Annotated in this window: 21 protein-coding genes; 6 read left to right on the plus strand and 15 right to left on the minus strand. The window is 59.6% G+C overall.

All coding sequences use genetic code 11. From position 1 onward, the window contains the following. Nucleotides 1-58 precede the first annotated feature (58 nt). Nucleotides 59-1,006 (minus strand): bestrophin family protein, encoded by a 948-nt coding sequence (locus B3R00_RS13740; RefSeq protein ID WP_286999481.1) that lies wholly within the window; start codon nt 1,004-1,006, stop codon nt 59-61. Between the two features lie 54 nt (nt 1,007-1,060). Beyond that, complete coding sequence (locus tag B3R00_RS13745) at nt 1,061-1,660, minus strand: HNH endonuclease (protein ID WP_219163849.1); 600 nt, start codon at nt 1,658-1,660, stop codon at nt 1,061-1,063. A 156-nt stretch (nt 1,661-1,816) separates the two neighbouring features. Between B3R00_RS13745 and B3R00_RS13750 the strand changes: the two genes are divergently transcribed. The 5 genes from B3R00_RS13750 (at nt 1,817) to B3R00_RS13770 (ending at nt 10,199) form a co-directional block, all read left to right on the plus strand. Beyond that, nucleotides 1,817-2,851, plus strand: a complete 1,035-nt coding sequence (locus tag B3R00_RS13750; RefSeq protein ID WP_286999482.1) for a bifunctional riboflavin kinase/FAD synthetase — start codon at nt 1,817-1,819, stop codon at nt 2,849-2,851. A gap of 101 nt (nt 2,852-2,952) precedes the next feature. Continuing rightward, entirely contained in the window at nt 2,953-5,808 is a 2,856-nt protein-coding gene (gene ileS, locus B3R00_RS13755) for an isoleucine--tRNA ligase (protein WP_286999483.1), read from the plus strand. 145 nt (nt 5,809-5,953) lie between these two features. Further along, complete coding sequence (gene lspA, locus B3R00_RS13760; protein ID WP_286999484.1) at nt 5,954-6,469, plus strand: signal peptidase II; 516 nt, start codon at nt 5,954-5,956, stop codon at nt 6,467-6,469. Nucleotides 6,470-6,670: 201 nt separating this feature from the next. Further along, the gene (locus tag B3R00_RS13765; protein ID WP_286999485.1) at nt 6,671-8,389 is read left to right on the plus strand and encodes a flagellinolysin; all 1,719 of its coding nucleotides are present in this window, start codon (nt 6,671-6,673) and stop codon (nt 8,387-8,389) included. Nucleotides 8,390-8,546: 157 nt separating this feature from the next. Beyond that, complete coding sequence (locus B3R00_RS13770) at nt 8,547-10,199, plus strand: Na/Pi cotransporter family protein (RefSeq protein ID WP_219163845.1); 1,653 nt, start codon at nt 8,547-8,549, stop codon at nt 10,197-10,199. Between the two features lie 100 nt (nt 10,200-10,299). Here the strand turns inward: B3R00_RS13770 and B3R00_RS13775 are convergent, their stop codons facing one another. Both B3R00_RS13775 and B3R00_RS13780 read right to left on the minus strand, forming a co-directional pair. Beyond that, complete coding sequence (locus B3R00_RS13775; protein ID WP_284213424.1) at nt 10,300-11,103, minus strand: NUDIX hydrolase; 804 nt, start codon at nt 11,101-11,103, stop codon at nt 10,300-10,302. A gap of 18 nt (nt 11,104-11,121) precedes the next feature. After that, entirely contained in the window at nt 11,122-12,102 is a 981-nt protein-coding gene (locus B3R00_RS13780) for a quinone oxidoreductase family protein (protein WP_286999526.1), read from the minus strand. Between the two features lie 111 nt (nt 12,103-12,213). On the opposite strand from B3R00_RS13780, the gene B3R00_RS13785 reads away from it, so the two are divergent. Then, on the plus strand, nt 12,214-13,125 hold the full coding sequence (locus B3R00_RS13785; protein WP_286999486.1) for a DMT family transporter: 912 nt from the start codon (nt 12,214-12,216) through the stop codon (nt 13,123-13,125). Nucleotides 13,126-13,228: 103 nt separating this feature from the next. On the opposite strand, the gene B3R00_RS13790 is transcribed toward B3R00_RS13785, so the two are convergent. The 11 genes from B3R00_RS13790 to B3R00_RS13840 all read right to left on the minus strand — a co-directional run bounded on the left by B3R00_RS13790 (nt 13,229) and on the right by B3R00_RS13840 (nt 25,522). After that, nucleotides 13,229-14,053: an SDR family oxidoreductase gene (locus B3R00_RS13790; RefSeq protein ID WP_286999487.1), complete on the minus strand. Its 825-nt coding sequence runs from the start codon at nt 14,051-14,053 to the stop codon at nt 13,229-13,231. 18 nt (nt 14,054-14,071) lie between these two features. Beyond that, nucleotides 14,072-15,013 (minus strand): DMT family transporter, encoded by a 942-nt coding sequence (locus B3R00_RS13795; RefSeq protein WP_286999488.1) that lies wholly within the window; start codon nt 15,011-15,013, stop codon nt 14,072-14,074. 136 nt (nt 15,014-15,149) lie between these two features. Continuing rightward, nucleotides 15,150-16,463 carry a DUF3422 family protein gene (locus B3R00_RS13800; protein ID WP_286999489.1) on the minus strand — a complete coding sequence of 438 codons (1,314 nt, stop codon included), beginning with the start codon at nt 16,461-16,463 and terminating at the stop codon, nt 15,150-15,152. A gap of 156 nt (nt 16,464-16,619) precedes the next feature. After that, nucleotides 16,620-18,392: a methyl-accepting chemotaxis protein gene (locus tag B3R00_RS13805; protein ID WP_286999490.1), complete on the minus strand. Its 1,773-nt coding sequence runs from the start codon at nt 18,390-18,392 to the stop codon at nt 16,620-16,622. A gap of 341 nt (nt 18,393-18,733) precedes the next feature. Beyond that, nucleotides 18,734-20,245 carry a tripartite tricarboxylate transporter permease gene (locus B3R00_RS13810; protein ID WP_286999491.1) on the minus strand — a complete coding sequence of 504 codons (1,512 nt, stop codon included), beginning with the start codon at nt 20,243-20,245 and terminating at the stop codon, nt 18,734-18,736. Nucleotides 20,246-20,266: 21 nt separating this feature from the next. Next, nucleotides 20,267-20,755, minus strand: coding sequence for a tripartite tricarboxylate transporter TctB family protein (locus B3R00_RS13815; RefSeq protein ID WP_286999492.1), 489 nt, complete (start codon nt 20,753-20,755; stop codon nt 20,267-20,269). A gap of 244 nt (nt 20,756-20,999) precedes the next feature. Continuing rightward, nucleotides 21,000-22,796: a GspE/PulE family protein gene (locus B3R00_RS13820; RefSeq protein ID WP_286999493.1), complete on the minus strand. Its 1,797-nt coding sequence runs from the start codon at nt 22,794-22,796 to the stop codon at nt 21,000-21,002. A 154-nt stretch (nt 22,797-22,950) separates the two neighbouring features. Beyond that, nucleotides 22,951-23,742, minus strand: coding sequence for a spermidine synthase (locus B3R00_RS13825; protein WP_286999494.1), 792 nt, complete (start codon nt 23,740-23,742; stop codon nt 22,951-22,953). 3 nt (nt 23,743-23,745) lie between these two features. Then, nucleotides 23,746-24,297, minus strand: a complete 552-nt coding sequence (locus tag B3R00_RS13830) for a DNA-deoxyinosine glycosylase (RefSeq protein WP_286999495.1) — start codon at nt 24,295-24,297, stop codon at nt 23,746-23,748. A gap of 95 nt (nt 24,298-24,392) precedes the next feature. Next, nucleotides 24,393-25,220, minus strand: a complete 828-nt coding sequence (locus B3R00_RS13835; RefSeq protein WP_286999496.1) for a TatD family hydrolase — start codon at nt 25,218-25,220, stop codon at nt 24,393-24,395. A 2-nt stretch (nt 25,221-25,222) separates the two neighbouring features. Next, nucleotides 25,223-25,522, minus strand: coding sequence for a thioredoxin family protein (locus tag B3R00_RS13840; RefSeq protein WP_286999497.1), 300 nt, complete (start codon nt 25,520-25,522; stop codon nt 25,223-25,225). Nucleotides 25,523-25,578 lie beyond the last annotated feature (56 nt).

Genomic DNA, 25,578 nt, shown 5'->3' on the forward strand with positions numbered 1-25,578 from the left:
CCTCTGCGGTGGCCTTTTCTTTTGCTGCCTGCTATACGCTTGCAACAGGCAGCACGCGTTATGTGAGCTTGCTGTGTACCGGCTGCATGGGAGCGGGGATTTCCGTATCCCCGAGCAAATGCAGCAAATTCATCTCCATGCTGCGGCACATGGCATCCAGCGGCAAGTCATTGTTGTCGGTGCCAAAAGGCTCTTCCAGCTCGTCGCCCAAAGCATCCAGACCAAAGAAGGTGTAGGCCACAATCGCCACCACAAACGGGGTCATGAAGCCCGTTACGTCCACCAAACCAAATGGCAGCAAAAAGCAATACAGGTGCGCGGTGCGGTGCAGCAGCAAGGTGTAGGAAAACGGCATGGGCGTGTGACGCAGACGCTCGCACGAAGCCGCTGCAAACGTCATAAAAGTGAGCGTCTCGTCCATCTTGTTGTAGTTGATGGGATCAATACGCCCTTCGCGCATGCAATGCGCCAGATCGTTGGCGTTGGCTTGAACAATCGCATCGCCCCGGTAGTCCAGCGTCAGATTGCGCACCTTGTCCCAATCTTGCGCAGTGAGCCAGCGCTGCACCGCCCGGTCATCCATGTGGTTGCGCAGCTGCGCGCGCAGGGCATGCGCATGAGCCAGCGTGCGGTGCACCACGCGCACGCGCACATCGCCATCGCGGTTGTTCGGATCCAGGGGCTGCTCGGTGTGAATCAGGCTCAGGCACTGCCGTGCCATCACGCGGGCGCGGATATTCAAATCCCCCCACAGCTTGCGGCCTTCCCAGTAGCGGTCGTACGCGGTGTTGTTGCGAAAGCCCAGGAAAATCGCCAACGGCAGCCCAATCAGCGTAAAGGGAATGGGCGTCACGGTGATCTTGATGTCAAACAGATAACCGTGGGCAAATGTGACCAGCAGCGCCAGCAAGATGTTCAAGCAAAGCTTGCCACGGATGCGCTGCAAGATAGACCCCCTCAGCATGACAAAAAGGGTCAGCCCGTTGGGGCGCTCGTGAACAATCATGGCGGCAGGTGTAAAGGGTAAACCCTAGATTTCACCATGCCGCAAATGGCCAATTCAGGTATTGCTGCAATATTCAAACTCTGCCGCATGGTCTTTGGACATGGCCAACCGTGACGTCTTGGGCACATGCATGCGCAGAAACTCCATTTGGTCCGCCAAGATGCGGCGGTTGCGCAAAATAAAGTCTTCCCAGATGCTGGGCACATACGGTGCATACAGCAAGGGCATACGGGCTTGCTCTGGCGTGCGCGGGCCTTTGCGATGGTTGCAGGGCTTGCAGGCTGTGACCACATTCATCCATGTGTTCTGGCCTTTTTGGCAAACGGGCAGGATGTGTTCACGGGTGAGTGCATCGGCCTCAAAGCTTTTGCCGCAGTACGCGCACACATTGCAGTCACGGGCAAACAGCTTGGCGTTGGTCAGCCCCGGTTTCAAATCATGCGGGCTGACCCGAGGCACGCCGCGCGTACCAATGATGCTATGCACCTCGATGCACGATTGCAGACCGGTGGTTGCGTTGTGGCCGCCGCGAAACAGGGCCACCGAGGCGCCCAGGGTCCAGCGCACATCGTCCGCCGCATAGTGCAGCACAGCCTCTTCCAGCGTGATCCATGACTGGGGCAAGCCATGGGCGGACAGCTTCAAAACTCTCACGTTCGGCCTCCTTCCACGGGATGGGCAACTGCCTGAGCGCCCACCGTCGGGCTTGGTTCGCCGTCCATCTGCAGCACAATATACTTGCTTTCGGTGACAAACTGCTACCACAGCACATACAGCAGGTTTTACAAGCTATAAAAACCAAAGCACACAATGAAGATTTTTCGCGGATTCAAGCACCCCGGATTGGCTCCCCATTGCGCCGTCACGATTGGCAACTTTGACGGCGTGCACCGCGGGCACCAAGCCATGCTGGCGCTGCTGTCCGCCGAAGCCTCCCAGCGCCACATTCCTACGTGCGTGCTGACGTTTGAGCCCCACCCGCGGGACTACTTTGCGGAAAAATTCAAAAAGCCAGAGCTTGCCCCTGCGCGCGTAGGTACGCTGCGCGACAAGCTCTCGCAGCTGAAGCTGTGTGGCGTTGACCAGGTCATCGTGCTGCCCTTCAACGAAAAACTGGCCAGCCAGTCGCCAGACACGTTTATCCAAGAAGTCCTGCTCGATGGTTTGGGGGCGCAATATGTGCTGGTGGGCGATGACTTCAAATTTGGTGCCCAGCGCGCGGGCGACTACGCGATGCTGGACGCGGCAGGGCAGGCACAAGGCTTTGACGTGGCGCGCATGAACAGCTACGAGGTGCATGGCGAGCGCGTCTCCAGCACCACCGTGCGTGCGGCACTGGCACGGGGCGATATGGCGCTGGCCGCGCAGATGCTGGGCCACCCCTACACCATCTCCGGCCATGTGGTGCATGGCCGCAAGCTGGGCCGCCAATTGGCGGAATCCACCCCCGGTGCACAGGACGGTTTTCGCACCTTGAATCTGCGCTTTAACCACTGGAAACCAGCCGCCAGCGGCATCTTTGCCGTGCTGGTGCATGGCCTGGGCGCGCAGCCGCTGCGCGGTGTGGCCAACCTGGGCGTGCGCCCCTCGCTGGACCCCAACGACGTCAATGGCGGGCGTGTGCTGCTAGAGACGCACTGCCTGGATTGGCCGCTTCCACTCGGTGGCGAAGATGCCTACGGTAAAATCATCCGTGTGGAACTTTTGCACAAACTGCACGACGAGCTCAAATACGACAGTCTGGCGGCCCTCACTACGGGTATTGCCAAGGACTGCGATGACGCGCGCGCGTTATTCGCCTCGTACACCGAAACCCGTCGCCAAACCACGCGCGACCGAATTTGACGCTCGCTCCTGTCAGCTCGGGCGCCGGCATTGCGCTCGGTGCTCCATCCCCGCTTTTTACGCCCGGCCGATAAAGCCCGGTAAGTCCTCAAGGTTCCCCCATGTCTGAACAGAAATCGAACAAGCCCGAAGCGTCCGCCTACCGCGCCACGCTGAATATGCCCGACACCCCCTTCCCCATGCGCGGCGACCTGCCCAAGCGCGAGCCCGCCTGGGCCAAGGAGTGGGATGAGCAGGGCATTTACAAGAAGCTGCGCGATGCCCGCAGTGGGGCACCCAAGTTCATCCTGCACGACGGCCCGCCCTACGCGAATGGCAAGTTGCACATCGGCCATGCGGTGAACAAGATTTTGAAGGACATGATCGTCAAGAGCCGCCAGCTCGAAGGCTTTGACGCGCTGTACGCCCCCGGCTGGGACTGCCACGGCCTACCAATTGAAAACGCCATCGAAAAACTGCATGGCCGCAACCTGCCCCGCGACGAAATGCAGGCCAAGAGCCGTGCCTTTGCCACCGAGCAGATCGCACAGCAGATGGCGGACTTCAAGCGCCTGGGCGTGCTGGGTGACTGGGATCACCCCTACAAGACCATGAACTACGCGAACGAAGCCAACGAGCTGCGTGCGCTCAAAAAGGTCATGGAGCGCGGTTTTGTCTACCGCGGCCTCAAGCCCGTGTACTGGTGCTTTGACTGCGCCTCCTCGCTGGCCGAGTTTGAAATCGAATACGCCGACAAGCAGTCGCAGACGCTGGACGTGATGTTCCCTGCCGCCGACCCGGCCAAGCTGGCAGCGGCCTTTGGCCTGCCATCGCTGAACAAAGAAGCGTTTGTGGTGATCTGGACCACCACGGCGTGGACCATTCCCGCCAACCAAGCGCTGAACGTCAACCCCGATCTGGAATACAGCCTGGTCGATACCGAGCGCGGTCTGCTGGTGCTGGCTTCGGCACTGGTCGAAAAGTGCCTGGCACGCTGGAAGATTGAAGGCACCGTGGTCGCCACCGCCCAGGGCAAACAGCTCGACCACATGCCCTTCAAGCACCCGCTGGCGCACGTGGACAAGGGCTATGACCGCATCTCGCCCGTGTACCTGGCCGAATACGCCACCGCTGAAGACGGTACCGGTATCGTGCACTCGTCGCCTGCATACGGGGTGGACGACTTCAACTCCTGCGTGGCCAACGGGCTGGACTACAAGGACATCCTGAACCCCGTGACCGGCAACGGCGTGTATGCGGCTGATCTGCCCCTGTTTGGCGGCCAGCACATCTGGAAGGCTGTGCCCGTGATTCTGGACGCCCTGAAGGTGGCCAATCGCCTGATGGATACCACCGGCCTGACCCACAGCTACCCGCACTGCTGGCGCCACAAAACGCCCGTCATCTACCGTGCCGCCGCCCAGTGGTTCATTCGCATGGACGAGGGCGAAGGCGTGTTCACCGACCCTGCGCAAAAGCCCGAAAAAACCCTGCGCCAGATCGCGCTGGAGGCCATTGAAGCCACCAACTTCTACCCCGAAAACGGCAAGGACCGCCTACGCGCCATGATCGCGGGCCGCCCGGACTGGTGCATCTCGCGCCAGCGTTCGTGGGGTGTGCCCATCCCCTTCTTCCTGCATGTGGACACGGGCGCGCTGCACCCGCGCACCATGGAGATCATCGACCAGGCCGCTGCCATGATCGAGCAAGGCGGTATCGAGGCTTGGAGCCGCGTGACCACCGAGGAAATCCTGGGCGCTGAAGAAGCCAAGCTCTACACCAAGAGCACCGACATTCTGGAAGTGTGGTTCGACTCCGGCTCCACCTTCTGGCACGTGCTGCGCGGCTCGCACACCGGCCACCACCATGACCACGGCCCCGAGGCCGATCTGTACCTGGAAGGGCACGATCAGCACCGCGGCTGGTTCCACTCTTCGCTGCTGCTGGCCAGCGCCATCTTTGGCCGCGCGCCGTACCGCGGCCTGCTGACCCACGGCTTCACCGTGGACGGCCAGGGCAAGAAGATGTCCAAGTCGCTGGGCAACACCGTGGCGCCGCAGGACGTCTCCAGCAAAATGGGCGCAGAAATCATCCGCCTGTGGGTGGCCTCGACCGACTACTCGGGCGACCTGGGTATTGACGACAAGATCCTGGCCCGCGTCGTGGATGCCTACCGCCGCATCCGCAACACGCTGCGCTTTTTGCTGGCCAACACCAGCGACTTTGACGTTGCCACCGATGCCGTGGCTTACGACGACCTGCTGGAAATCGACCAGTACGCGCTGGCGCGTGCGGCCCAGCTGCAACAAGACATTCTGGGCCACTACAAGGTCTACGAATTCCACCCCGTGGTCGCCAAGATCCAGCTGTTCTGCTCGGAAGACCTGGGGGGCTTTTACCTGGACGTGTTGAAAGACCGCCTGTACACCAGCGCGCCTAAGAGTCTGGCGCGCCGCTCGGCACAGACTGCGCTGCACCAGATCACCCATGCGCTGCTGCGCTGGATGGCGCCCTTCCTGTCGTTCACGGCCGAAGAAGCGTGGAAGATCGTGGGCCACAGCGAATCCATTTTCCTGGAGCAGTTCACCACGCTGCCCGCTGGCGACGAAGCGCTGCTGGCCAAGTGGAACCGCATCTGCGAAATCCGCAACCAGGTCAACAAGGACATCGAAGTGGTGCGCGGCACCGGCGCCGTGGGCTCATCCCTGCAGGCCGAAGTCACGCTGACCGCCGAGCCCGAAGATCTGGCCCTGCTGCAGTCGTTGGGCGAGGACCTGAAGTTTGTCTTCATCACCTCGGCCGCGCAGGCGGTCGCCGGTGAGGCGCTGGCCACCAGCGTCCAGGCCAGCGAACACGCCAAGTGCGAGCGCTGCTGGCACTACCGTGACGACGTGGGCGTCAACCCCGCGCACCCCACCCTCTGCGGCCGCTGCGACAGCAATCTGCACGGCGAAGGTGAAGTGCGCACCAAGGCCTAAGCCTTGTGTGGGCTGCGGCGCTCTTTCAAAAAGGGAGCGCCTAGCGCTTGTATTTATTAGGTTTCAATATGTTTTTATATGAAAAGCCAATGGATACAAGCGCGATCAGCTATATTTTTCTGCCCTTACCTCTCAAAGGCACGCCATGCGTTCTCCGGCTTCTATCTCCCCTGGTATGACCCGCAAGCCTGCTTATTGGCCCTGGCTGGTCTGGGCAGCCCTGCTGGTGGGGCTCGACCAATTCACCAAACAGTGGATTTTGAGTTTCTTTGAATACGGTGACTGGACCCCGGTCACCAGCTTCTTCAACATCGTGCGTGCGCACAATACCGGTGCGGCGTTCAGCTTCTTGGCCGACCACGGCGGCTGGCAGCGCTGGCTGTTTGTGGGCATTGGCGCTGTAGCCACCGTGCTCATCATCTGGCAGCTGCGCAAACACCCGCAGCAAAAGTTTTTCTGCTTCTCGATTGCCAGCATTTTGGGCGGCGCCCTGGGCAATGTGATCGACCGCCTGCAGCACGGCTATGTGGTGGATTTCCTGGATTTTCACTGGCGCGGCGCCCACTACCCAGCCTTCAACGTGGCCGATATTGCCATTTGCATTGGCGCAGCCAGCCTGATCCTGGATGAAATTTTGCGTGCCCGCCGCGCCAAACAATAAGCACCCAAACATGTTTACATAGCCCGCTACTGCGGGCTTTTTTGCGCCTCGCCGTAAGACGCCCCACCGATTACGAAATATTTCAGTTTTGATACAAAGTGCCGAAATGCATTCAGGCCTGCTGCATACACATGTAGCAAGCTGAGTGCGCGCCGCATTGCGGCGATGTGGTTGCAACTTTCACGCAAGAGGTTCTCCCCCATGACTATGGGAATCAATACCAATCTTGCCTCGATCAATGCACAGAGGATGCTGAGCAGCAGTCAAAGCAGCTTAGCGACTTCCATGCAAAGGCTTTCTAGCGGGTTACGTGTGAACTCCGCCAAAGACGATGCTGCAGGCCTAGCCATCGCGGAGAGAATGAACAGCCAAATTCGAGGCATGAATCAGGCAGCAAGAAATGCCAACGATGGCATTTCACTGCTCCAAACAGCTGAAGGCGCCAGCAGCAAAATCACTGACATGCTGCAGCGTATGCGTGAAATTGCGGTGCAATCTGCCAATGCCACCAACTCGGCGCAAGACCGCAAGGCCCTGCAAGCTGAAGTATCTCAACTCAAACAAGAAATTGACCGGGTAGGTCTTACCACTAAGTTCAATGGACTGAAGGTGTTTGACCAAAGCCGCTCCCCTGTGGCTGGAGGCAATCCCGATGCGTATGTGGTGATGCAAAAACTCCGGGATGGCTGGCTGGCTCATGCCGAACAGTTAGTCAAAGACCGCTACGGGATTGAAGCCCCTGCGGGCGAAGGCATGCGCGTCAACCTGACCACTTTCACCGACGGCAAGTACAACGTGCTCGCCTCGGTAGGGTCTGCGGTTCCAACCAGTGGCCCTGGCAACAGCATTACGCTCAACATCGATTTGGCAGATTTCAAAGACATCGATGAAACCGAGGCTATCCAGACCATTGCCCACGAAATGGTGCATGCCGTCATGGCCAAAGGACAGAGCTGGGGCTCGCTCAAAGCAGGTAACAATACATGGCTGACCGAAGGGGTCGCTGAATTTGTCTACGGCGCTGACAGCCGCGTTCAAGGCATTGTGCAAAGTCCGGGGGGGTGGAACAACATCTCCAGCAAAAGCATCGCCGACACATGGGGCAGTGATAACAACAGCTATGGCTTTGGCTACATCGCCACCCGTGTGCTGCACGAAGAGCTCAAAGCCAATGGTGTCAGCGATGGTATTGCAGGGTTGCTGCAACAGTTACAGAACACCAACCACGTAACACTGGAGGCTGCGGTCCAGGCCACCATCTCATCGGCCAGTGGCACCACCTCCACCTACTCACTGACCACAGATCTGCAAGGAAAAATCACCGCCTTGTTTGCCGACCCAGTGGCCAGAGATGCATTGCTCAACCTCAGCAATGCAGACACTGGTGGCATCGGTGGCGCAGATGCAGATGGCGGCACGGTCAGAGCTGGGGCTAACAGCGTGGCGCCTGACTCTACGCTGAGCAGCAACACCATGAACCGGTTTGCAGCCAACTGGGAAAGCATTCCTTCAGGCACCAGCCTGGGGCAAGTCATGGGCTTCCAGGTAGGAGCAAATGCTGGCGACTTTGTCTACACCAATGTGGGCAGCATGAATTTGGGTTCTCTAGGGATTGAGTCCTTGGACGTAAGCACTGCCAGTAGCTCCAGATCCGCCATGGTGCTTCTGGACAATGCGATTGACTATGTCAGCAGCCAGCGCGGTTCGATGGGTGCCTTGATGTCTCGCTTTGAAAACATCATTGCTACCCTCGATATCAGTAGCGAAAACGCATCCGCCAGCCGCAGCAGAATCATGGATGCAGACTTTGCCGTTGAAACAGCCAACCTCAGCCGTACGCAAATCCTGCAACAAGCAGGAACGGCCATGGTTGCGCAAGCTAATCAACTCCCACAGCAAGTGCTTTCGTTATTGCGCTAACTGCGCTCCCATAAAAAAAGCAGGCACAAAGCCTGCTTTTTTTATGCCTACAGGAACACCCTGTATACAAATCGCACCCTGTCGTGCGTTATTGCATCTGAATCGCACTACGTTGCTGTATGCGGCGTATATTCCCAAGCTCCTTTGTCGAGCATCCATGAAGCATTTACTGAATCTTTTAGCCGCTATTGCCCTCTTGGTTTGGGGCACCCAACTGGTCCGCACCGGCGTTTTGCGCGTTTTCGGGGCGAATTTGCGCCAATTTATTTCGCGTGGGGTAAGCAACCGGCTCAAAGCAGTGCTTTCAGGGATCGGGGTCACTGCCATCGTGCAGTCCAGCACGGCAACGGCGCTGATCGTCTCGTCGTTTGTGGGCCAGGGCATGGTCTCCCTCACTGCGGCGCTGGCCGTGATGCTGGGCGCGGATGTGGGCACCAGCGTGATGGCTGTGGTTTTCTCGCTGGATTTGTCGTGGCTGTCACCGCTGTTTATTTTTGTGGGCGTGGTGATGTTCATCTCACGCCAGGACACCACCGCAGGGCGTGTAGGTCGTGTTTTTATTGGCCTGGGCTTGATGCTGCTGGCGCTGCGCCTGATCACTGAATCCACCACCGTCCTGACCCAAAGCCCCACCATGCTGACGCTGCTGGAGGCTTTGACCAGTGACATCACCATGGAGGTGCTCACTGGCGCCATCATCTCCATCATTTCTTATTCCAGCTTGGCCACCGTGCTGCTGGTGGCCACATTGGCCGCCTCAGGCGGTATTCCGGTGGATGTGGCCCTGGGGCTGGTGATTGGTGCCAACCTGGGCAGCGGTTTGCTGGCGGTGCTGACCACGCTGAAGGCCAATGTCCAAACCCGCCAAGTGCCCTTGGGCAATCTGATGTTCAAGATGGTGGGCGTGGTGCTGATGATCCCCCTGATTGGCCCCTGGCATACGTACATGCGCGCCGTGGCCCCCGATGTGGGCACCTTGGTGGTGCTGTTCCACCTGGCATTCAATACGGTGGTGGCCATGGTGTGCATTTTGCTCACCGGGCGCATCGCCTTCATCGTGGAAAAAATCTTGCCCGTGCAGGTGGCGTCGCCCTCTACCAGCCGCCCCCACCATCTGGATGCATCGGCGCTGAGCACCCCATCGCTGGCCATCTCGTGCGCGGCCCGTGAAGCACTGCACCAGGCCGACGTGGTCGAATCCATGCTGCTGGGCCTCAAGCGCGTGTGGCAAACCGATGACCAGAAGCTGGCTGAAGACCTGCGCAAGCTCGATGATGAAGTGGACGATTTGTACTCCGCCATCAAGTACTACATGACCAAAATTTCGCGTGCCGAACTGGACGAGAAGGAAGGCCGCCGCTGGACCGACATCATCAGCTTCACGATCAATATGGAGCAGGTGGGCGACTTGGTGGAGCGCGTGCTGCAGGACGTGGAAGACAAGAAGATCAAAAAGGGGCGCCAGTTTTCCCAAGCGGGGCTGGAAGAGATCAACCGCATGCACGACCACCTAGTGGCTAACTTGCGTCTGGCCATGAGCGTGTTCTTGAACGGTAATGTGCGCGACGCACAAAAACTGCTGGAAGAAAAGGCGCGCTTCCGTGATCTGGAGCTGGCCTACTCTGCCACCCACCTGGATCGCCTGTCGGACAACACGGTACAAAGCATTGAGACCAGCTCGCTGCACATTGACTTGATCAGTGACCTCAAGCGCATCAACTCACTGCTGTGCTCGGTGGCCTACCCGATTTTGGAATCCGCTGGCGCGCTGGCACCCAGCCGCCTGCGTGAGCCTTTGGAGCACCGTTAAACCCTCTCCGAGCAGCGCTTGCCCGCATGCGCTGCCACCAAAAAAGCCGCTGAATCAGCGGCTTTTTTTATGACGGCCAGGGCCGGCCGTGCAAGCAGCGTCACAAATCCAGATAGTCGGCCAGCACCAAGGTGGCTTCCGGGGTGAACAGGCCTTGCTCCAGCCACTGCATCAGGGTGGGCAGGTCAATGCACTGAAATTGCTGTACTTCACCATCTTGGTTGCGGGGCTCCAGGCCATCCGGCACCACAGCGCTGAACCAGTCAATGCGCTCACGCATGTAAGCCACGCCCCCTTTGACTTCATCGCTGGGGCAAGCAAACGCCACATGGCCGCCATGCCGCAATTGCTGCAGCTGCGCCACATCCAGGCCCGCCTCCTCATAGGTTTCGCGCGCCAGCGCTTGCTCCAGCGTGTCAGCGGCCGACACCATGCCGCCCATCAGCGTGTCCCATTTGTTGGGGTGGTTGGGCTTTTTTTTGCTGCGCTGCTGCACCCACATGCGCCCGTCAGCGGTCAAGCCCACCAGATGCACGGCATGCGTGCTCACACCCAGCACCCGCACGGCACCACGCTCGACGGTAGCCACGCGCTGCCCCTGGGGCGTGCAAACTGCAATTTGCTCATCGCGCCACGGGCCGCTGCGCCCTTTTTCACGCAGCAGCTGGGCCAAGGCGTTGAGGCCAAAACTGGCATCGGGTGCGACGAAGCTCCACGCCTCGCCCAGCCCGGGGGTTTTCTTGTGGGTGAAAGTAATGCGTTGCCCGCGCAGAAAATCTACGTCCACACTTTCCAAAAAGCCTTGCGCCACCGTGCCGATAACCTGCCCATTCCACAGCAGTGGCATGCGCGGCTGGGCCGGGGAGCGTTGGGCATCATCACGTAGTTTTTCCAACCAATTCATCATCTCTCCTGTGCTGACTCACACGGTCAAAATCGTGGAACCCGTGGTTTGCCGTGCCTCGAGTGCCTGGTGCGCAGCGCGCACCTCCTGCAAGGCGTAACGCTGCGCAATATGGATGTTGACCTTACCGCTGGATACAACTTCAAACAATTGGTCGGCCATGGCCTGTGTGGTTTCGCGGCTATGGGCATAGACAAACACGCTCGGGCGTGTCAGGTACAGACCCTTGGGCGCCAACGCGGCCACGCTAATCGGCGGCACCGGCCCCGATGCGTTGCCAAACGACACCATCAACCCAAAACGGCGCAGGCAAGCCAGCGAGCCTTCCCAGGTGTCTTTGCCCACGCTGTCATACACCACCTTCACGCCTTGCCCACCGGTAATTTCTTGCACCCTGGCGGCAAAGTCTTGCGTTCTGTAATTGATAGCGTGTGACGCGCCACTGAGTAAGGCCAACTGGCATTTTTCATCAGATCCGGCAGTGGCAATCAGCTTCAGGCCCAGTGCCTTGGCCCACTGGCAGGCAATCAGCCCGACACCGCCTGCCGCCGCGTGGAACAGCACATGGTCACCTGCCTGCAGCCCTTCCACCGGAATGCATTGCTTGAGCAGGTACTGCACCGTCAAGCCCTTGAGCATCATGGCGGCGCCGGTCTCAAAGCTGATGTGGTCGGGCAGCTTGCACACATGGGTGGCGGGCATGACGCGGCGCTCGCAATAGCTGCCCGGAGGGTTGCTGGCATACGCCACACGGTCACCTTTTTGAAGATGGGTCACGCCGTCACCCACGGCCTCCACCACCCCTGCGCCTTCCATGCCCAGCGCCAAAGGCAGGGGCAAAGCGTACAGGCCAGAGCGCTGGTACACGTCAATAAAGTTCAGCCCGATGGCGTGATGGCGCAACAAGATTTCTCCTGCGGCAGGTTGCCCCACTGCACGCTCTACCAGCTCTAGAACTTCCGCACCGCCATAGCGTGTGATTTGGACGGTTTTACTCACGGTGGCTGTCATATTGGTCTGTCTCCTTGTGGCTCTGATGCGCTGATCCGCTGGCTATCGTGCCAGGTTCATGTCACACCACGATGACACATGCGCGCTACCATTCCGAGAATGAGTTCCCCATTGACATTCAGCACGGTTGCCATGCTGACCTTGGCACCCCTGCTTTGGGCGGGCAATGCCATTGTTGGCCGCTTGGTGCATGACCTGATTTCCCCCTTTACGCTCAACCTGATCCGCTGGTGCCTGGCCTTTGTGGTGCTGCTGCCCGTGGCTGGTTACGTACTACGCAAAAACAGTGCCATGTGGCAATGCTGGAAGCAGTACGCCTGGCTGGGCATGCTGGGCATTGGCAGCTACAACGGCCTGCTGTATCTGGCGCTGAAAACCTCCTCGCCCATCAACGTCACGCTGGTCAGCTCCAGCATGCCGATTTGGATGCTGGTGATTGGGCGCGTTTGGTTTGGCATCACCGTCAACAGCCGCCAGATCACGGGCGCGCTGCTGTCGGTGCTGGGGGTGGCCGTGGTGCTCAGCCGGGGCGATGCGCAGCAGTTGCTGGGCTTGCACCTGGTGCCCGGCGACTGGTTCATGCTGCTGGCCACGATTGTCTGGTCCATCTACAGCTGGCTGCTGGCGCGCAGTGGCCAGACCATGCCCGGGCAAGCAGACATTCGCGGCAACTGGGCGGCGTTTTTGATGGCCCAGATGGTGTTTGGGATTGGCTGGTCGGCCGTGCTGGTCGGGGGCGAAGCTGCTGCGGGTGATTTTGTCTTTACCCCCAACGGGACGCTGGCCGCAGCCCTGCTGTTCATTGTGCTGGGGCCGGCGATTGCGGCTTACCGCTTCTGGGGCGAAGGCGTCAAACGCGCGGGCCCAGCCACGGCGGGTTTTTTTGGCAACCTGATTCCCCTGTTCACGGCCCTGCTGTCCATCGCAGTACTGGGGGAAGCGCCCCAGCTCTACCATGCGCTGGCGTTTGCACTGATTGTGGGCGGCATCATCGTCTCCTCGCGCCGCTGACAGCGGTGCACCAACGCGTTGGCATGGAAAAAGCCCCGCATTGCGGGGCTTTTTTCACCACAGTTGGTGGTGGCGGTAAGGCACCGCCAACTTCGCACCGGGTTTAGTAAGTACCGGGGTACAAACCGCCATCGGGCAAGATGTTCTGGCCTGTCATATAGCCTGCATGCACGCTGCACAGGAAGGCACAGATCGCCCCGAACTCTTCGGCCGTACCAAAACGCTTGGCAGGAATTTGTGCCGCCTGCGCAGCACGGATGGCATCCACCGCTTGGCCGGTCTTGCTGGCTGCAGCCTGGTGGGTGGCCACCAGACGGTCAGTATCAAACTTGCCGGGCAAGATGCTGTTGATGGTCACACCCTTGGCGGCAATGCCCGAGCGCGCCAGGCCCGCCACAAAGCCGGTCAAACCGCTGCGCGCGCCGTTGGACAAACCCAAAATATCAATCGGCGCCTTCACCGCGCTGGAGGTGATGTTGACGATGCGACCAAAACCGCGCGCCGCCATGCCGTCCACGGTGGCTTTGATCAGTTCGATGGGAGTGAGCATGTTCGCGTCCACCGCCTTGATCCAGGCCTCGCGGTCCCAATCGCGGAAATCACCGGGGGCCGGGCCACCGGCGTTGGTCACCACAATGTCGAAATCCTTGCCCGGGCCACCGGGGACGCTGAACACAGCATCGCGCCCCTCGGGGCTGGTGATGTCACAAGCCACGGCCAGCACTTGCGAAGGTTTTTGGCCTTTAGCGCTTGCCACGTCTGCGCTGATAGCTCGCAATTTTGCAGCTGCTTCTTGCAAGGCAGCCTCGGTGCGGGCGTTGATGACCACGTTCACACCGTCTTCCACCAAGGCCTTGGCACAGCCAAAACCCAGCCCCTTGCTGGCGCCACATACCAACGCCCACTTACCGGCAATTCCTAAATCCATGCGGATGCTCCTTCAATGTCACGGGTTGCGCGAAACGCCGGGCTTTTGGGCCCAGCGCGTAAATACAAAAATCCCCACCATCACCAAGCAGGTGCCTGCCACCATGAAGGCGTTGAGCTGCTCGTCCAGCAGCCACACGCCCATCAAGATGGTGGACAGCGGGCCAATCATGCCGGTCTGCGCTGTCATGCCGGGGCCAATGCGCTCAATCGCCATCATCACCATGAGCACAGGGGCGACGGTGCAGGCCGTGGAATTGAGCAGCGACAGCCACAGCACCTGCGGCGCCACCTGCATGGCCGACAGCGGGTGGGTCAGCAGAAACTGTGCAATGCAGAAGCAACACGCCACGCTGGATGCCAGCCCCACCAGGCGCAGGGCACCCAGGCGTTTCACCATCTCACCGCTGTACACCAAGTAAATGGCGTAGCTCACTGCACTGCCCAGCACCAGCAGCGCCCCCCAAACGGCATGCTTGCCCTGGGCGCCCACCTCATGGCCAAACACCAGCAGCACGCCGCAGTAGCTCAGCAGCATGGCGGCAAACTGCCCCCAGGTAATGCCGCGCCGGTAAACCACCCAGCCAAAGAGGACAACCAGCGTCGGGTTGAGGTAGAGAATCAGGCGCTCCAGCGCTGCAGAGATGTAGGCTAGCCCGGCAAAGTCCAGATAGCTGGCCAGGTAGTAGCCCGAAAAGCCCAGACCGATCACGCCCAGCACATCCTTGCGCGACAGCGGCGGCTGTCCCCGCCCGGCCCACCAGGCCATCAGCAAAAAGATGGGCAAGGCAAACAGCATGCGGTACATCAGCAGCGTGACGGCATCCACCCCATAGCGGTAAGCCAGCTTCACGATGATGGCCTTGCCGCTGAAAGCCATCGACCCCAGCACCGCCAAGGTCAGCCCCAGCGCTATGCCTTTGTTAGCTGCTTGCGCAGGCTTTTCCTTCACTTCAGACACTTTTCCATCTCAAACCATTGAAACACAAGCGCCAAACGCTCTTGTTTTTATATCTTTCTTCGCACCACCGACCGCACCCACACATCGCAGCGTTGCGCTGGAAACAAGGCCAGAGCAAAGGTGGTGTGTGCGGGTCTTAATGCTTGGAGCCAAACAATTTGTGGTGCAAACGGCGCAGCGACCACCACACACTGAACGCCACCACCGGGATGGCAATCGCTGCCGTGATTTCGGGCGACAGCGGCCAGCCCATTTTTTGTGCGCCCTTGGTCAGGTAGGTGATCAAGCCGGTGATGTAGTAGGTAATGGCCGCCACCGACAGCCCCTCCACCGTGGACTGCAGTTTCAGCTGCATGCCCTGGCGGTCATTCATCGTGGCCAGAATTTCCTGGTTGCTTTGGTGCTGCTCGATTTCCACGCGTGTGCGCAGCAAATTACTCATCCGCGACACCCGCTGCGACAGCGCGTTCTGGCGGTGCACGGCCCACTCACAGGTGCTGCGCGCGGGCGAGAGGCGCCGCTCCATGAACTCCTGGATGGTCAGCAGCCCCGACAAGCGCTCCTCGCGCAAATCGTGAATGCGTTTGTCCACCAGCTCAAAGTAGGCCTTGCTGGCCGAAAAGCGCGAGTGGGTGGCCGCGTATTCGCTCTCCACCTGCCCCGCCAGACGCGTCAGCCGATCCAGCAACTCGGGCTCGTCATCGCTCTTGGCCTCACGAATCGCTTGCGCCAGATCTGCCAGCTCTCGCTCGGCCGTCCCCAGCACCACCGCCGCCTTGCGTGCGGCGGGCAGGCCCAGCAGCGCCGCCATGCGGTAGGTTTCAATCTCCAGCACCCGTTGCACCAGGCGCCCCAGACGGCGGGCGCTGATGCTGTCCGAAGGTTTGACCAAGATGCGCGAATAGCCATCCGCATGGATGGCGAAATCGGTACACACCTCGGTATGCCCCATGTGCACGGCAGCACCGGCCAAGGTGTCGTCGTTGAGCATGTGCTTGACCACATGTCGCATGCCCTGACCATCGGATTGCGCATCTTTCAAGATCCACAGATGCACGCTGCTCAAACACTGCCCGGGCAAATCTTTGAGCCATTGCTGCGGCACTTCTTCAATCGCCGTCGAAGGGTTGCGTGCATTCAAGGGGGCGTCCGCAGCCAGCGGCACCATGAACGTCCAGCAGACAAACTCGGTGTGCAACTCCCAGCGCAGGCGGAATGCGCCAAAGTCCACCCGCAGGTGGGTGCAGTCGGCATCCGGCCCGGTGCGGTGGTGGTCATGCATCAAAGCCGACAGGTGCGCGCGGCTGGCCTCCCGCTGGGCGGGGTCCGTCAGCATCACCAAGTGGGTGATGGCGGCCGGGCCGCTCACCGGCTCCGCAGGGCGGGCATGCACTTCGTTGTGCAGCAAGGCACGCAATGGATGTTGGGTAGGCTGGGGCAAGACAGGCATAGGCGATGCAAAAGAGACAACGGCAAACAGTTGCTTATTGTGGGGCTTTCCCTGTGCAGCGAGACCGCACAAACAAAGTAGCCCCGCATCGCGGGGCTACGCAGCAGGGTGCCTGCACCACGCCGGGCACTTCCAGCGCCTGGCATGGTGCAGGCCTTAAAAGGTTTCCCAATCGTCTTCACTTTGCGCAGCAGCGGTGCGAGCAGGCTGCTTGGCGGGCAAACTGGGCGCATGCATCACGCGTTGCTTGGACTTTGCCGCCGCCGTTTTAGGTGACGGTGCGGGGGCTGTCGCAGAGGATGCGGCGGTTTGCCTAACGGCTGCGGCCCCCTGGGGCACAGTTGCACGGTCCGGCGCGCGGGCCACGGTATTGCTCACTGCCTGGGCGCCCACATTGAACGCAGCCATGGCTTGTAGCAAGCGCTGGGCTTGCGCATCCATCGCGTCGGCGGCTGCGCTCGACTCCTCAACCAGTGCCGCATTTTGCTGCGTCATTTGATCCAGATTGCTCACCGCCTGATTCACCTGGGCAAAGCCATCGCGCTGCTCACTCGAAGCGGCCGTGATCTCGCCAATCAAATCGGTCACGCGGCGCACACTGGCCACAATTTCCTGCATGCTGGCACCCGCTTGCCCCACTTGGGCAGAGCCAGCTTCCACATTGCTCACGCTGGCTTCAATCAATCCCTTGATTTCTTTGGCTGCTTCCGCGCTGCGCTGTGCCAGGGTGCGCACCTCACCGGCCACCACGGCAAAACCACGGCCTTGCTCCCCGGCACGCGCTGCTTCCACCGCAGCGTTCAAGGCCAGGATGTTGGTCTGGAATGCGATGCTGTCGATCACACCGATGATGTCGCTGATCTTGCTGCTAGAGCTATGGATTTGCGCCATGCTGTGCACCACCTGATCCACCACATTACCGCCACGCTCTGCGGCCTGCACCGCGGTCGTGGCCAATTGGGCCGCCTGGCGCGAGGTATCTGCAGACTGGTGCACGGTGGCAGTCAGCTGTTCAATGCTGGCGGCGGTTTCTTCCAAGTTGGCCGCCGTTTGTTCGGTGCGTGCAGACAGGTCTTGATTGCCACGGGCAATTTCTGAAGCCGCAGAGGACACTTCGTTCACACCACCGCGCACATCGACCACCACATCCCGCAGCCGCTGTGCCATGGCGTTGAGCGCCTGCAGCAGGTGACCAAACTCATCTTTGCGCTGGGTGTGGATCTGCACCGTCAAATCTCCCCCGCCAATGGCCTGGGTCAGCTGCACCGCTTGCAGCAGCGGACGCGTGATGGTGACCACCAGCCAGCGCGCCATCAGCACACCCGTCAGCAACAGCACAATGGTGACTACCCAGCCCACGAGAGCGCTAAGTTGGCGTTTTTCGGCAGCTTGTTTGAGCACCACATCCAGCTGGTTCACTTGGTACTGCATAAAGTCATCAAACGCTTGGGAATACTGCATACCCAAGGCGGCATATTCACCAAACGCAAAATTAGCGCGTGCGTTGTAATCGTCCAGATCCAGATTGCGCTCTGCCTCGGCACGGCGACCTTGGACCTTCGCACGGGCTTGCAACACGCGTTCAAACTGCGCACGGTCTTCTTCCGTTTGCAAGGCTTCCTGCATGGCATTCAACGCAGCAGTGGAGTTTTGTTGGCGCTGCTGAAAGCGCTTTTCCAGCTCAAGCTGCAAGCGGTTTTCATTGGTCGCAAACTGGGCAATCCCCAGCTCCAGCCCTGTCATGGCTGCGCCGCGCATATTCTGGGCCAGCGCAATCTTGCGCTCGATCTGCTGCACGTCTTCACGCGCCTGTTCCAGCGCCTGCTCGGTATTGCTGCGCACCCACAGATTGGACAGCAGCATCACGCTCAGCAAACCCAAAATAGTTACCCATAGCTTGGGAGCAACACGCATGTTGTGTAAATTCATAGTCTTGGTTTCTTTGGTGCCCATGCCCTCGCCCATGAGGGAGGTACTTCGGGGTTAAGCCAAGAGCTCACCACGCCAAACAACCATTGCAGTTGTTCGCAGTTATGTGGTGCAAATTGGTCTGCGCCAATCTCTAAGGTGTCTGTCTCGTGGCCCATGTCGCGACGCAAGCGCAGCAGGCCAATCACTTGGATGCACCTGGTTTTCAACCAGCAAGCTCTCAAAGCTGCAATTATCGTGTAACTATTTTTTACAAAGTGTGCCGCCGCGAATACCGTATGGCACATCGGGATAAAAAAAGCGCCCCGAAGGGCGCTTTTTTGCACGATGAGGGCGGAAGCTTATTCTTCAACGAAAGCTTCTTCGCGCTTGTTCTTCACTGCGGGCAGTGTCACGACGACCAGCAAAATCACCGCCAGCACCAGCATGGTGGCAGAGATAGGACGTGTCACAAACACCGACCAGTCACCGCGCGACAGCAGCAGAGCACGACGCAGGTTTTCTTCCATCATCGGGCCCAAGATAAAGCCCAGCAGCAGCGGTGCAGGCTCGGTACCCAGCTTGTAGAACAGATAGCCCACAAAACCGAAGATGCCCACCAACCACACGTCAAACTCAGAGTTCTTGGTGCCATACACACCCACCGCACAGAACAGCACGATGGCAGGGAACAACCAGCGATAAGGCACGGACAGCAGCTTGATCCACATGCCGATCATGGGCAGGTTCAAGATGATCAGCATCGCATTACCGATCCACATCGAGGCAATCAGACCCCAGAACAACTCAGGGTTGCTGGTCATCACTTGAGGACCAGGCTGGATGTTGTGGATGGTCATCGCACCCACCATCAGCGCCATCACAGCGTTGGGAGGGATACCCAGAGTCAGCAGCGGAATGAACGAAGTCTGCGAACCGGCATTGTTGGCCGATTCAGGTGCCGTCACGCCACGGATATTGCCTTGGCCGAAAGGTACTTCACCGGGCTTGAGCTTGGTCTTCTTTTCGATGGTGTACGAAGCAAAAGCCGACAACATCGCACCACCACCAGGCAAGATACCCAGGGCAGAGCCCAGCACAGTCCCGCGCACCATGGCAGGGAACATCAGCTTCAAGTCTTGCTTGGTGGGCATCAGGCCCTTGACCTTGGCCGTGAAGATTTCACGTTCGTCTTCAGGCTTGGACAGGTTGGCGATAATTTCACCGTAGCCAAACACACCCATGGCGATCACGACGAAGTCGATGCCGTCGGTCATTTCAGGGATGTCGAAGCTGTAACGCGCCACACCGGAGTTCACGTCGGTGCCGACCATGCCCAACAGCAGGCCCAGCACGATCATGCCCACGGCCTTCAGCAGCGAGCCGGAAGCCAGCACCACAGCACCGATCAGGCCCAGCACCATCAGCGAGAAGTATTCCGCTGGGCCAAACATGAAGGCCACTTCGGTCAGTGGAGGTGCAAAGGCGGCCAAGATGATGGTACCCACGCAACCCGCAAAGAAAGAGCCAATACCAGCAGCAGCCAGCGCAGGCCCTGCCCGCCCCTTCCGTGCCATCTGGTAGCCGTCAATCATCGTCACCACCGACGAGGACTCGCCCGGCAAGTTAACCAAAATCGCCGTGGTGGAGCCACCGTATTGTGCGCCGTAATAAATACCGGCCAGCATGATCAGCGCAGCCACAGGGGGCAGCGCATAGGTTGCGGGCAGCAACATCGCAATCGTGGCCACCGGGCCCAGGCCCGGCAAGATGCCAATCAGCGTACCCAAGATACAGCCGATCAAGCAGTACATCAGGTTCTGGGCGGTGAAAGCCACCCCAAAACCCAAGGACAAGTGTTCAATCAATTCCATGATTCAAATCTCCTGGTGGCGTTAACCAACGATGAAGGATGGCCACACAGGGAACTGCAAGTTCAGCGCCCAAACGAACACCGCATAGCTACCAATTGCCAACACAGTTGCCAACACCAAGCTTTCCTTGAAGTTCACTTCCTTGCGGCCGTAGCTAGCGATCAGCACCAGTGCATAAATGGCGACGATCAGGCCAAAACCGGGGATCCCAAGTGCAGGCACACCAACCAGCAAAATACCGAACGAGAAGTTGGCAGCCAGAACAAAGAAGATAGGACGCCATGCCCACTTGCCTATGGGGTCACCATCGCCAGGGCCAGCAACCGTAGCCTTGAAGGAAATCACTACACCGATGAAGGCCAGCAAGATACCCAAGATCATTGGGAAATAGCCAGGACCCATGCGCGCAGCAGTACCGACGTTGTACCCATAGGCGCCAATGGCAAAAGCGCCACCAACGACGAGATACATCAGACCTGCAAAAAAGTCTTTTTGACTCTTGATTTTCACGAAACGTCTCCCATGAGAGGATTTACGACCGATGGAATTCTGTAAGCAAAGTTAAAGCAAATTCATGTGGATTCCACCTACAAAAATGCCAATCGATGCGCCGACCTTTGACATTTGATAGGCGTTTACCCTTGAAAATGCGCAATGCAAGCGTTTACACACCCTTTGCTTGCCCGGCTTTCTGCCCAGAAAATGCGAATCCGCGCGATGGATTGCTGGATAGCAGGTAAGGGTGGCTGCGCTATCAACGCAGTGGTGGCGTGGCAGCCATGACCTCGGCCAAGGTCGTTACCCCCTCAGCCACGCGCAACGCACCTGACAGCCGCAGAGGGCGCATGCCGTCTTGCATGGCCTGCCGGCGCAGCGCCTCCATAGATGGACTGTGATTAATCTGCTGCTGCAAACTGTCGCTGCCCACCAGCAACTCATACAGGCCCATACGGCCCTTGAATCCCGTCATGCGACAGGCTTCACAGCCCACGGGCCGATAGGGTTTGAATGCACCCTGGAATTTCCAAGGGCTCATCACCTGAGCCAGTGCATCGGCGCCCAATTCGGCATCCGGCTGCTTGCACTGCGGGCACAGCACACGCACCAAGCGCTGTGCCAGCACCCCCAGCAATGTGGCATTGAGCAAGTAAGGGGGAATGCCCAGTTCCATCAGGCGACTGACTGCGCTGGGGGCATCGTTGGTGTGCAGCGTGGAAAACACCAAATGCCCCGTCAACGCTGCTTGCACTGCCATCTCAGCGGTGGCGGTATCTCGAATTTCCCCCACCATGATGATGTCGGGATCCTGGCGCATCAGCGCACGCAAGCCTTCGGTGAAGCCAAAATCCAGCTGGGGCTGTACCTGGGTTTGGTTAAAGGCAGGCTCAATCATCTCGATGGGGTCTTCCACCGTGCTGACATTGACCTCTTCCGTGGCCACCCGCTTGAGGGTGGAATACAGCGTGGTGGTTTTGCCCGAGCCTGTCGGCCCGGTGACCAAAATAATGCCGTGCGGACGCTGCACCAGTTGCTCCCAGCGCTGCGCGTCATGCGGCATAAAGCCCAGTTGATCAAGCTGTTTGACGGTGTTGTCCGGGTCAAAAATGCGCATCACCATCTTCTCGCCAAAGGCGGTGGGCAAGGTCGAGAGGCGCATCTCAATTTCTTCGCCGCGCGGATTGCGGGTTTTGATGCGGCCATCCAAGGGGCGGCGCTTTTCCACCACATCCATGCGCCCCAGCAATTTGATGCGCGCAATCATGGCGTTGAGCACCCCCATGGGCATGCGATAGACGCTGTGCAGCACGCCATCGATGCGGAAGCGAATCACCCCTTGCTCGCGCCGGGGCTCTAGGTGAATGTCGCTGGCCCGTTGGTCAAACGCGTACTGCCACAGCCAGTCCACCACGCGGATCACCCCCGTGTCATTGGCATCCAGCTGCTTGTTCGTGCGCCCCAACTCCACCAGCTGCTCAAAGCTGGCAGCCCCCGACGCGCCACCCAGCTTTTGGGCAGAACGCACCGAATTGGCCAAGGCAAAAAACTCGGCCGTGTAACGCTGAATCTCGAGTGGGTTGGCCATCACCCGACGCACCGACTTGCGCGTCTGGCGCTCAATTTCTGCCACCCAGTGCTGCACAAAAGGCTCTGCGGTCGCGATGACAATTTCGCTGTTGCCCACTTGCAGCGGCAGCACCTTGTGTCGCTGCGCATATTGGGCACTCATGGTATCCCCCACGCGGCCCACGTCCACCTTGAGCGGGTCAATCCGCTGGTAGCCCATACCCGTGGCAGATGCCACAAAAGCGGTCAGCGCCTCAATGTCCAAAGGCAGGCCATCGCTGGCACGCGCCACCCCCACACTGGCCAGACGTACCAAGGGGTGCTGCGTACTTTGTGCCACCGAACAACGGGCACGAATACGCTGTGCCTCGGCATCATCCACCACACCTTGGTCGTGCAGCCACTGCAGCACTTGCGCCCAGTCCAGCGCACGCTCGGGCTGGGGGTCTACCTTGGCTGCAGGGTTAGGGGTTCTGATGGGGTGCATAACGGGCAACAAAGAGTTCAAATGGCCCAGCTATTGTGCCGCCGGACGCCGTGCACGCTTTGTGCCCTCTCAGACATAGTTGGCCTAACCATGCCTGCCTGCTGGCGCACACACCAACAAAGCGCCCTGCACAAGCCTGCGCACAGTGCCGCTGCTAAGAGCCGGTGCCAGGCTCCACCTGTTTGAACACCTTGAGCCACTTGGTGGCAGGCAAGCCCCAACGGGCTTGCACCGCCTCTGCACGGGATTGGAGTTCCTCGCGCGACAAAGGCGTTGCCACGCGCTGCGCCAGCACAATCGTGTTGCCTTCCCGCGTGGGTTTAAAGGCCCAGACATTGCTGGCGCCAAAAGCGGCGCTGATTTTGTCCAGACTGCGCTGGTAACTGGAAGCTCGGCCAAACAGATTCACCGTCATTACCCCCTCTGGGGTGAGCATGTTGCGGCAATCGGCATAGAACTCCGCACTGTCGAGCACCGGCGCTGCAGCATTGTGGTCATACAAATCCACCTGCAGCGCATCCACCGCGCCTTGCCAGCGAGGTTTCAAAATTTCCAAGGAGGCATCGCCCAACACCACTTCCAGCATGTCGTTATCGGGCGGCAACTTGAACCAGTTGCGGCAGATATTGACGACCAGCGGGTTGATCTCAATCGCCGTGGTGTGCATCTTGAGTTTTTTGTAGTGGAACTTGGTCAGCGCGGCAGCGCCCAAACCTAGCTGCACTGCGGTGCGCTCGGCAATGCTGTCGGGCTCTGCAAACAGCAGCCACGCCATCATGCGCTGCACATACTCCAGGTCAATCTCAAACGGTTCTTTGAGCTTCATGGAGCCCTGCACCCAAGGCGTGCCCAAATGCAGGTAGCGCGAGATACCGTCGTCAGACACGCTGACTTGAGGCAGGTCTTCTTCGGTTGCGGTGCTGGAAATTCTCTTGCGTGCTGCCACGGCTTACTCTTTCTCTGTCTGAATGCCTGTGTGTACCAGGCCTGCGGCCTGCATCACTTCACGCCATGCGGTGAGTTTGCGCTCCCAACTCCATCCGGCATTGGCCGGACTGGTCGATGGCAACTTGTACACCGCCAGGCCCAATCCTGCGAGTTTGGCTGCGTGTTTAAAACTCTCTGCCCCGTTGTGGGCCACGGCCTGCAACTGCGGGCAACGCTGCTTTAACGCGGCAAAGTCATTGACTTGGGGAATGCGAATGGCGCTGTCCAGACTCCCTTGGCGCTCACAGCTGTCATACACATCCCACAGCCCCAGCCCTCGCTGCAGCAGCCATTCACAGCGTGCGGCGTAGTCCGCCCGGTCGGGCTGCTGCACCTGCGGCCACAAAGCCGCCAAGATGGGCCACAACTTGTTGTGCGGATGCGCGTAGTACTGCTGCGCCTGCAAAGACGCAACGCCGGGAAAGCTGCCCAAAATCAGCAAGCGCGTGCGCGCATCCGCCACAGGAGGCAGCCCTTGCAAACGCAGCAAAGCAGAATCCAAAGCCACTGTCATGGCTGGGCATTGTGCGTGCAAATCAATGCCGCTTGCCACGGATAGAGTTTTACAAGTTCATAGCTACCAGCGCTTACCAGATAAGCGCTAGAGCACTAAAAGGCTTTGAATGCAGGCAAACCCCGCAATGCCTTGCGCGCATTCTGGCTGGTCGCCTCGGCCAGTGCCTGCACGTCCATGCCGCGCAAATCGGCCACGGTGGCGGCTATGCTTGGTAGCTCGCCGGGGCTGTTGCGCCCTTGCGCCTGACCTTGGGCGCGTTGCTCTGCCGTGGTGTAGCACCAATGGGGGGGAATGTCGGGGGCATCGGTTTCCATGACGATGCTCTCTAGCGGCAACTGGCGCGCCAACTCACGCAACTTGAGCGCACGCTCATACGTCACCGCGCCCCCAAACCCCAGTTTGAAACCAAGCGCTATGAACGTCTGTGCCTGCTGCCAGCTGCCATTGAAAGCATGGGCAATCCCGCCCTCCACCGGGTAGGCACGCAAGGTTTTCAGCAAGCGGTCACTGCTTTTGCGCACATGCAAAATCACGGGCAAGCCAAATTCACGGGCCAGCAGTACCTGCTGCTCATAAAACCAAATTTGCCGCTGTGCATCCAAGCCCGGCACAAAAAAGTCCAGACCAATTTCTCCCACGGCGACCAAGTGCGGATCGCCCTGCACATCCTGCAGCAAGGTGCGCAGCGCGGCGACATCACCTTCTTGCGCCTGCGGTGTGTACAGGGGGTGAATGCCCAGCGCATAGCTGTCGCCGTGGCGGTGGGCCAGTGCCATCACGGCGCGCCAGTCGCTGCGTTGCACGGCTGGAATAACCAGATGCCCCACACCCGCTGCCCTGGCTGCAGCGCGCACGGCATCGCGGTCCGACTGAAATTCTGCGGCGTCCAGGTGGCAGTGGGTGTCAATCCAGAGGGTCACGGTCACCTCGGCTGTGCGTCGGCCCACTGCTGCAGCACGCGCTGCATATCACTCAGCACCTGCTGCAGGCCAAAGACCCGGGCATAGTCCAGTGCCACCCTGCCATCCACCATCAGACGCAACACCGGCAGGCTGAACACTCCGTGCTGGGCACAGGCCGCAGGCGCCTGCGCACAATCCACGCTGTACAGCGGCAGCTGCGGGAAATGCGCAGCCACCTGCTGCGCCAGCCGTGGCTTGATTGCCTGGCAGACACCGCAATGCGCCCCGCCCCAAAGCACCAGGGCCAGGGGCTGTTGCAATACCTGCTGCAAGGCGGCCCCATCAGCCACCGGCTGCCAGGATGGCGCGCTGGCAG

This window comes from Comamonas sp. UBA7840, assembly GCF_002501455.1.
Classification (GTDB): domain Bacteria; phylum Pseudomonadota; class Gammaproteobacteria; order Burkholderiales; family Burkholderiaceae_C; genus Comamonas; species Comamonas jiangduensis.

What these genes read in the sequence shown, in the direction of transcription:
- B3R00_RS13765 (WP_286999485.1), top strand. Translation starts at nt 6,671, where the DNA reads ATGACTATGGGAATCAATACCAATCTTGCCTCGATCAATGCACAGAGG.
- lspA (WP_286999484.1), top strand. Translation starts at nt 5,954, where the DNA reads ATGCGTTCTCCGGCTTCTATCTCCCCTGGTATGACCCGCAAGCCTGCT.
- B3R00_RS13770 (WP_219163845.1), top strand. Translation starts at nt 8,547, where the DNA reads ATGAAGCATTTACTGAATCTTTTAGCCGCTATTGCCCTCTTGGTTTGG.
- B3R00_RS13820 (WP_286999493.1), bottom strand. Translation starts at nt 22,796, where the DNA reads ATGCACCCCATCAGAACCCCTAACCCTGCAGCCAAGGTAGACCCCCAG.
- B3R00_RS13785 (WP_286999486.1), top strand. Translation starts at nt 12,214, where the DNA reads ATGAGTTCCCCATTGACATTCAGCACGGTTGCCATGCTGACCTTGGCA.
- B3R00_RS13805 (WP_286999490.1), bottom strand. Translation starts at nt 18,392, where the DNA reads ATGAATTTACACAACATGCGTGTTGCTCCCAAGCTATGGGTAACTATT.
- ileS (WP_286999483.1), top strand. Translation starts at nt 2,953, where the DNA reads ATGTCTGAACAGAAATCGAACAAGCCCGAAGCGTCCGCCTACCGCGCC.
- B3R00_RS13740 (WP_286999481.1), bottom strand. Translation starts at nt 1,006, where the DNA reads ATGATTGTTCACGAGCGCCCCAACGGGCTGACCCTTTTTGTCATGCTG.
- B3R00_RS13800 (WP_286999489.1), bottom strand. Translation starts at nt 16,463, where the DNA reads ATGCCTGTCTTGCCCCAGCCTACCCAACATCCATTGCGTGCCTTGCTG.
- B3R00_RS13790 (WP_286999487.1), bottom strand. Translation starts at nt 14,053, where the DNA reads ATGGATTTAGGAATTGCCGGTAAGTGGGCGTTGGTATGTGGCGCCAGC.
- B3R00_RS13810 (WP_286999491.1), bottom strand. Translation starts at nt 20,245, where the DNA reads ATGGAATTGATTGAACACTTGTCCTTGGGTTTTGGGGTGGCTTTCACC.
- B3R00_RS13775 (WP_284213424.1), bottom strand. Translation starts at nt 11,103, where the DNA reads ATGAATTGGTTGGAAAAACTACGTGATGATGCCCAACGCTCCCCGGCC.
- B3R00_RS13830 (WP_286999495.1), bottom strand. Translation starts at nt 24,297, where the DNA reads ATGACAGTGGCTTTGGATTCTGCTTTGCTGCGTTTGCAAGGGCTGCCT.
- B3R00_RS13750 (WP_286999482.1), top strand. Translation starts at nt 1,817, where the DNA reads ATGAAGATTTTTCGCGGATTCAAGCACCCCGGATTGGCTCCCCATTGC.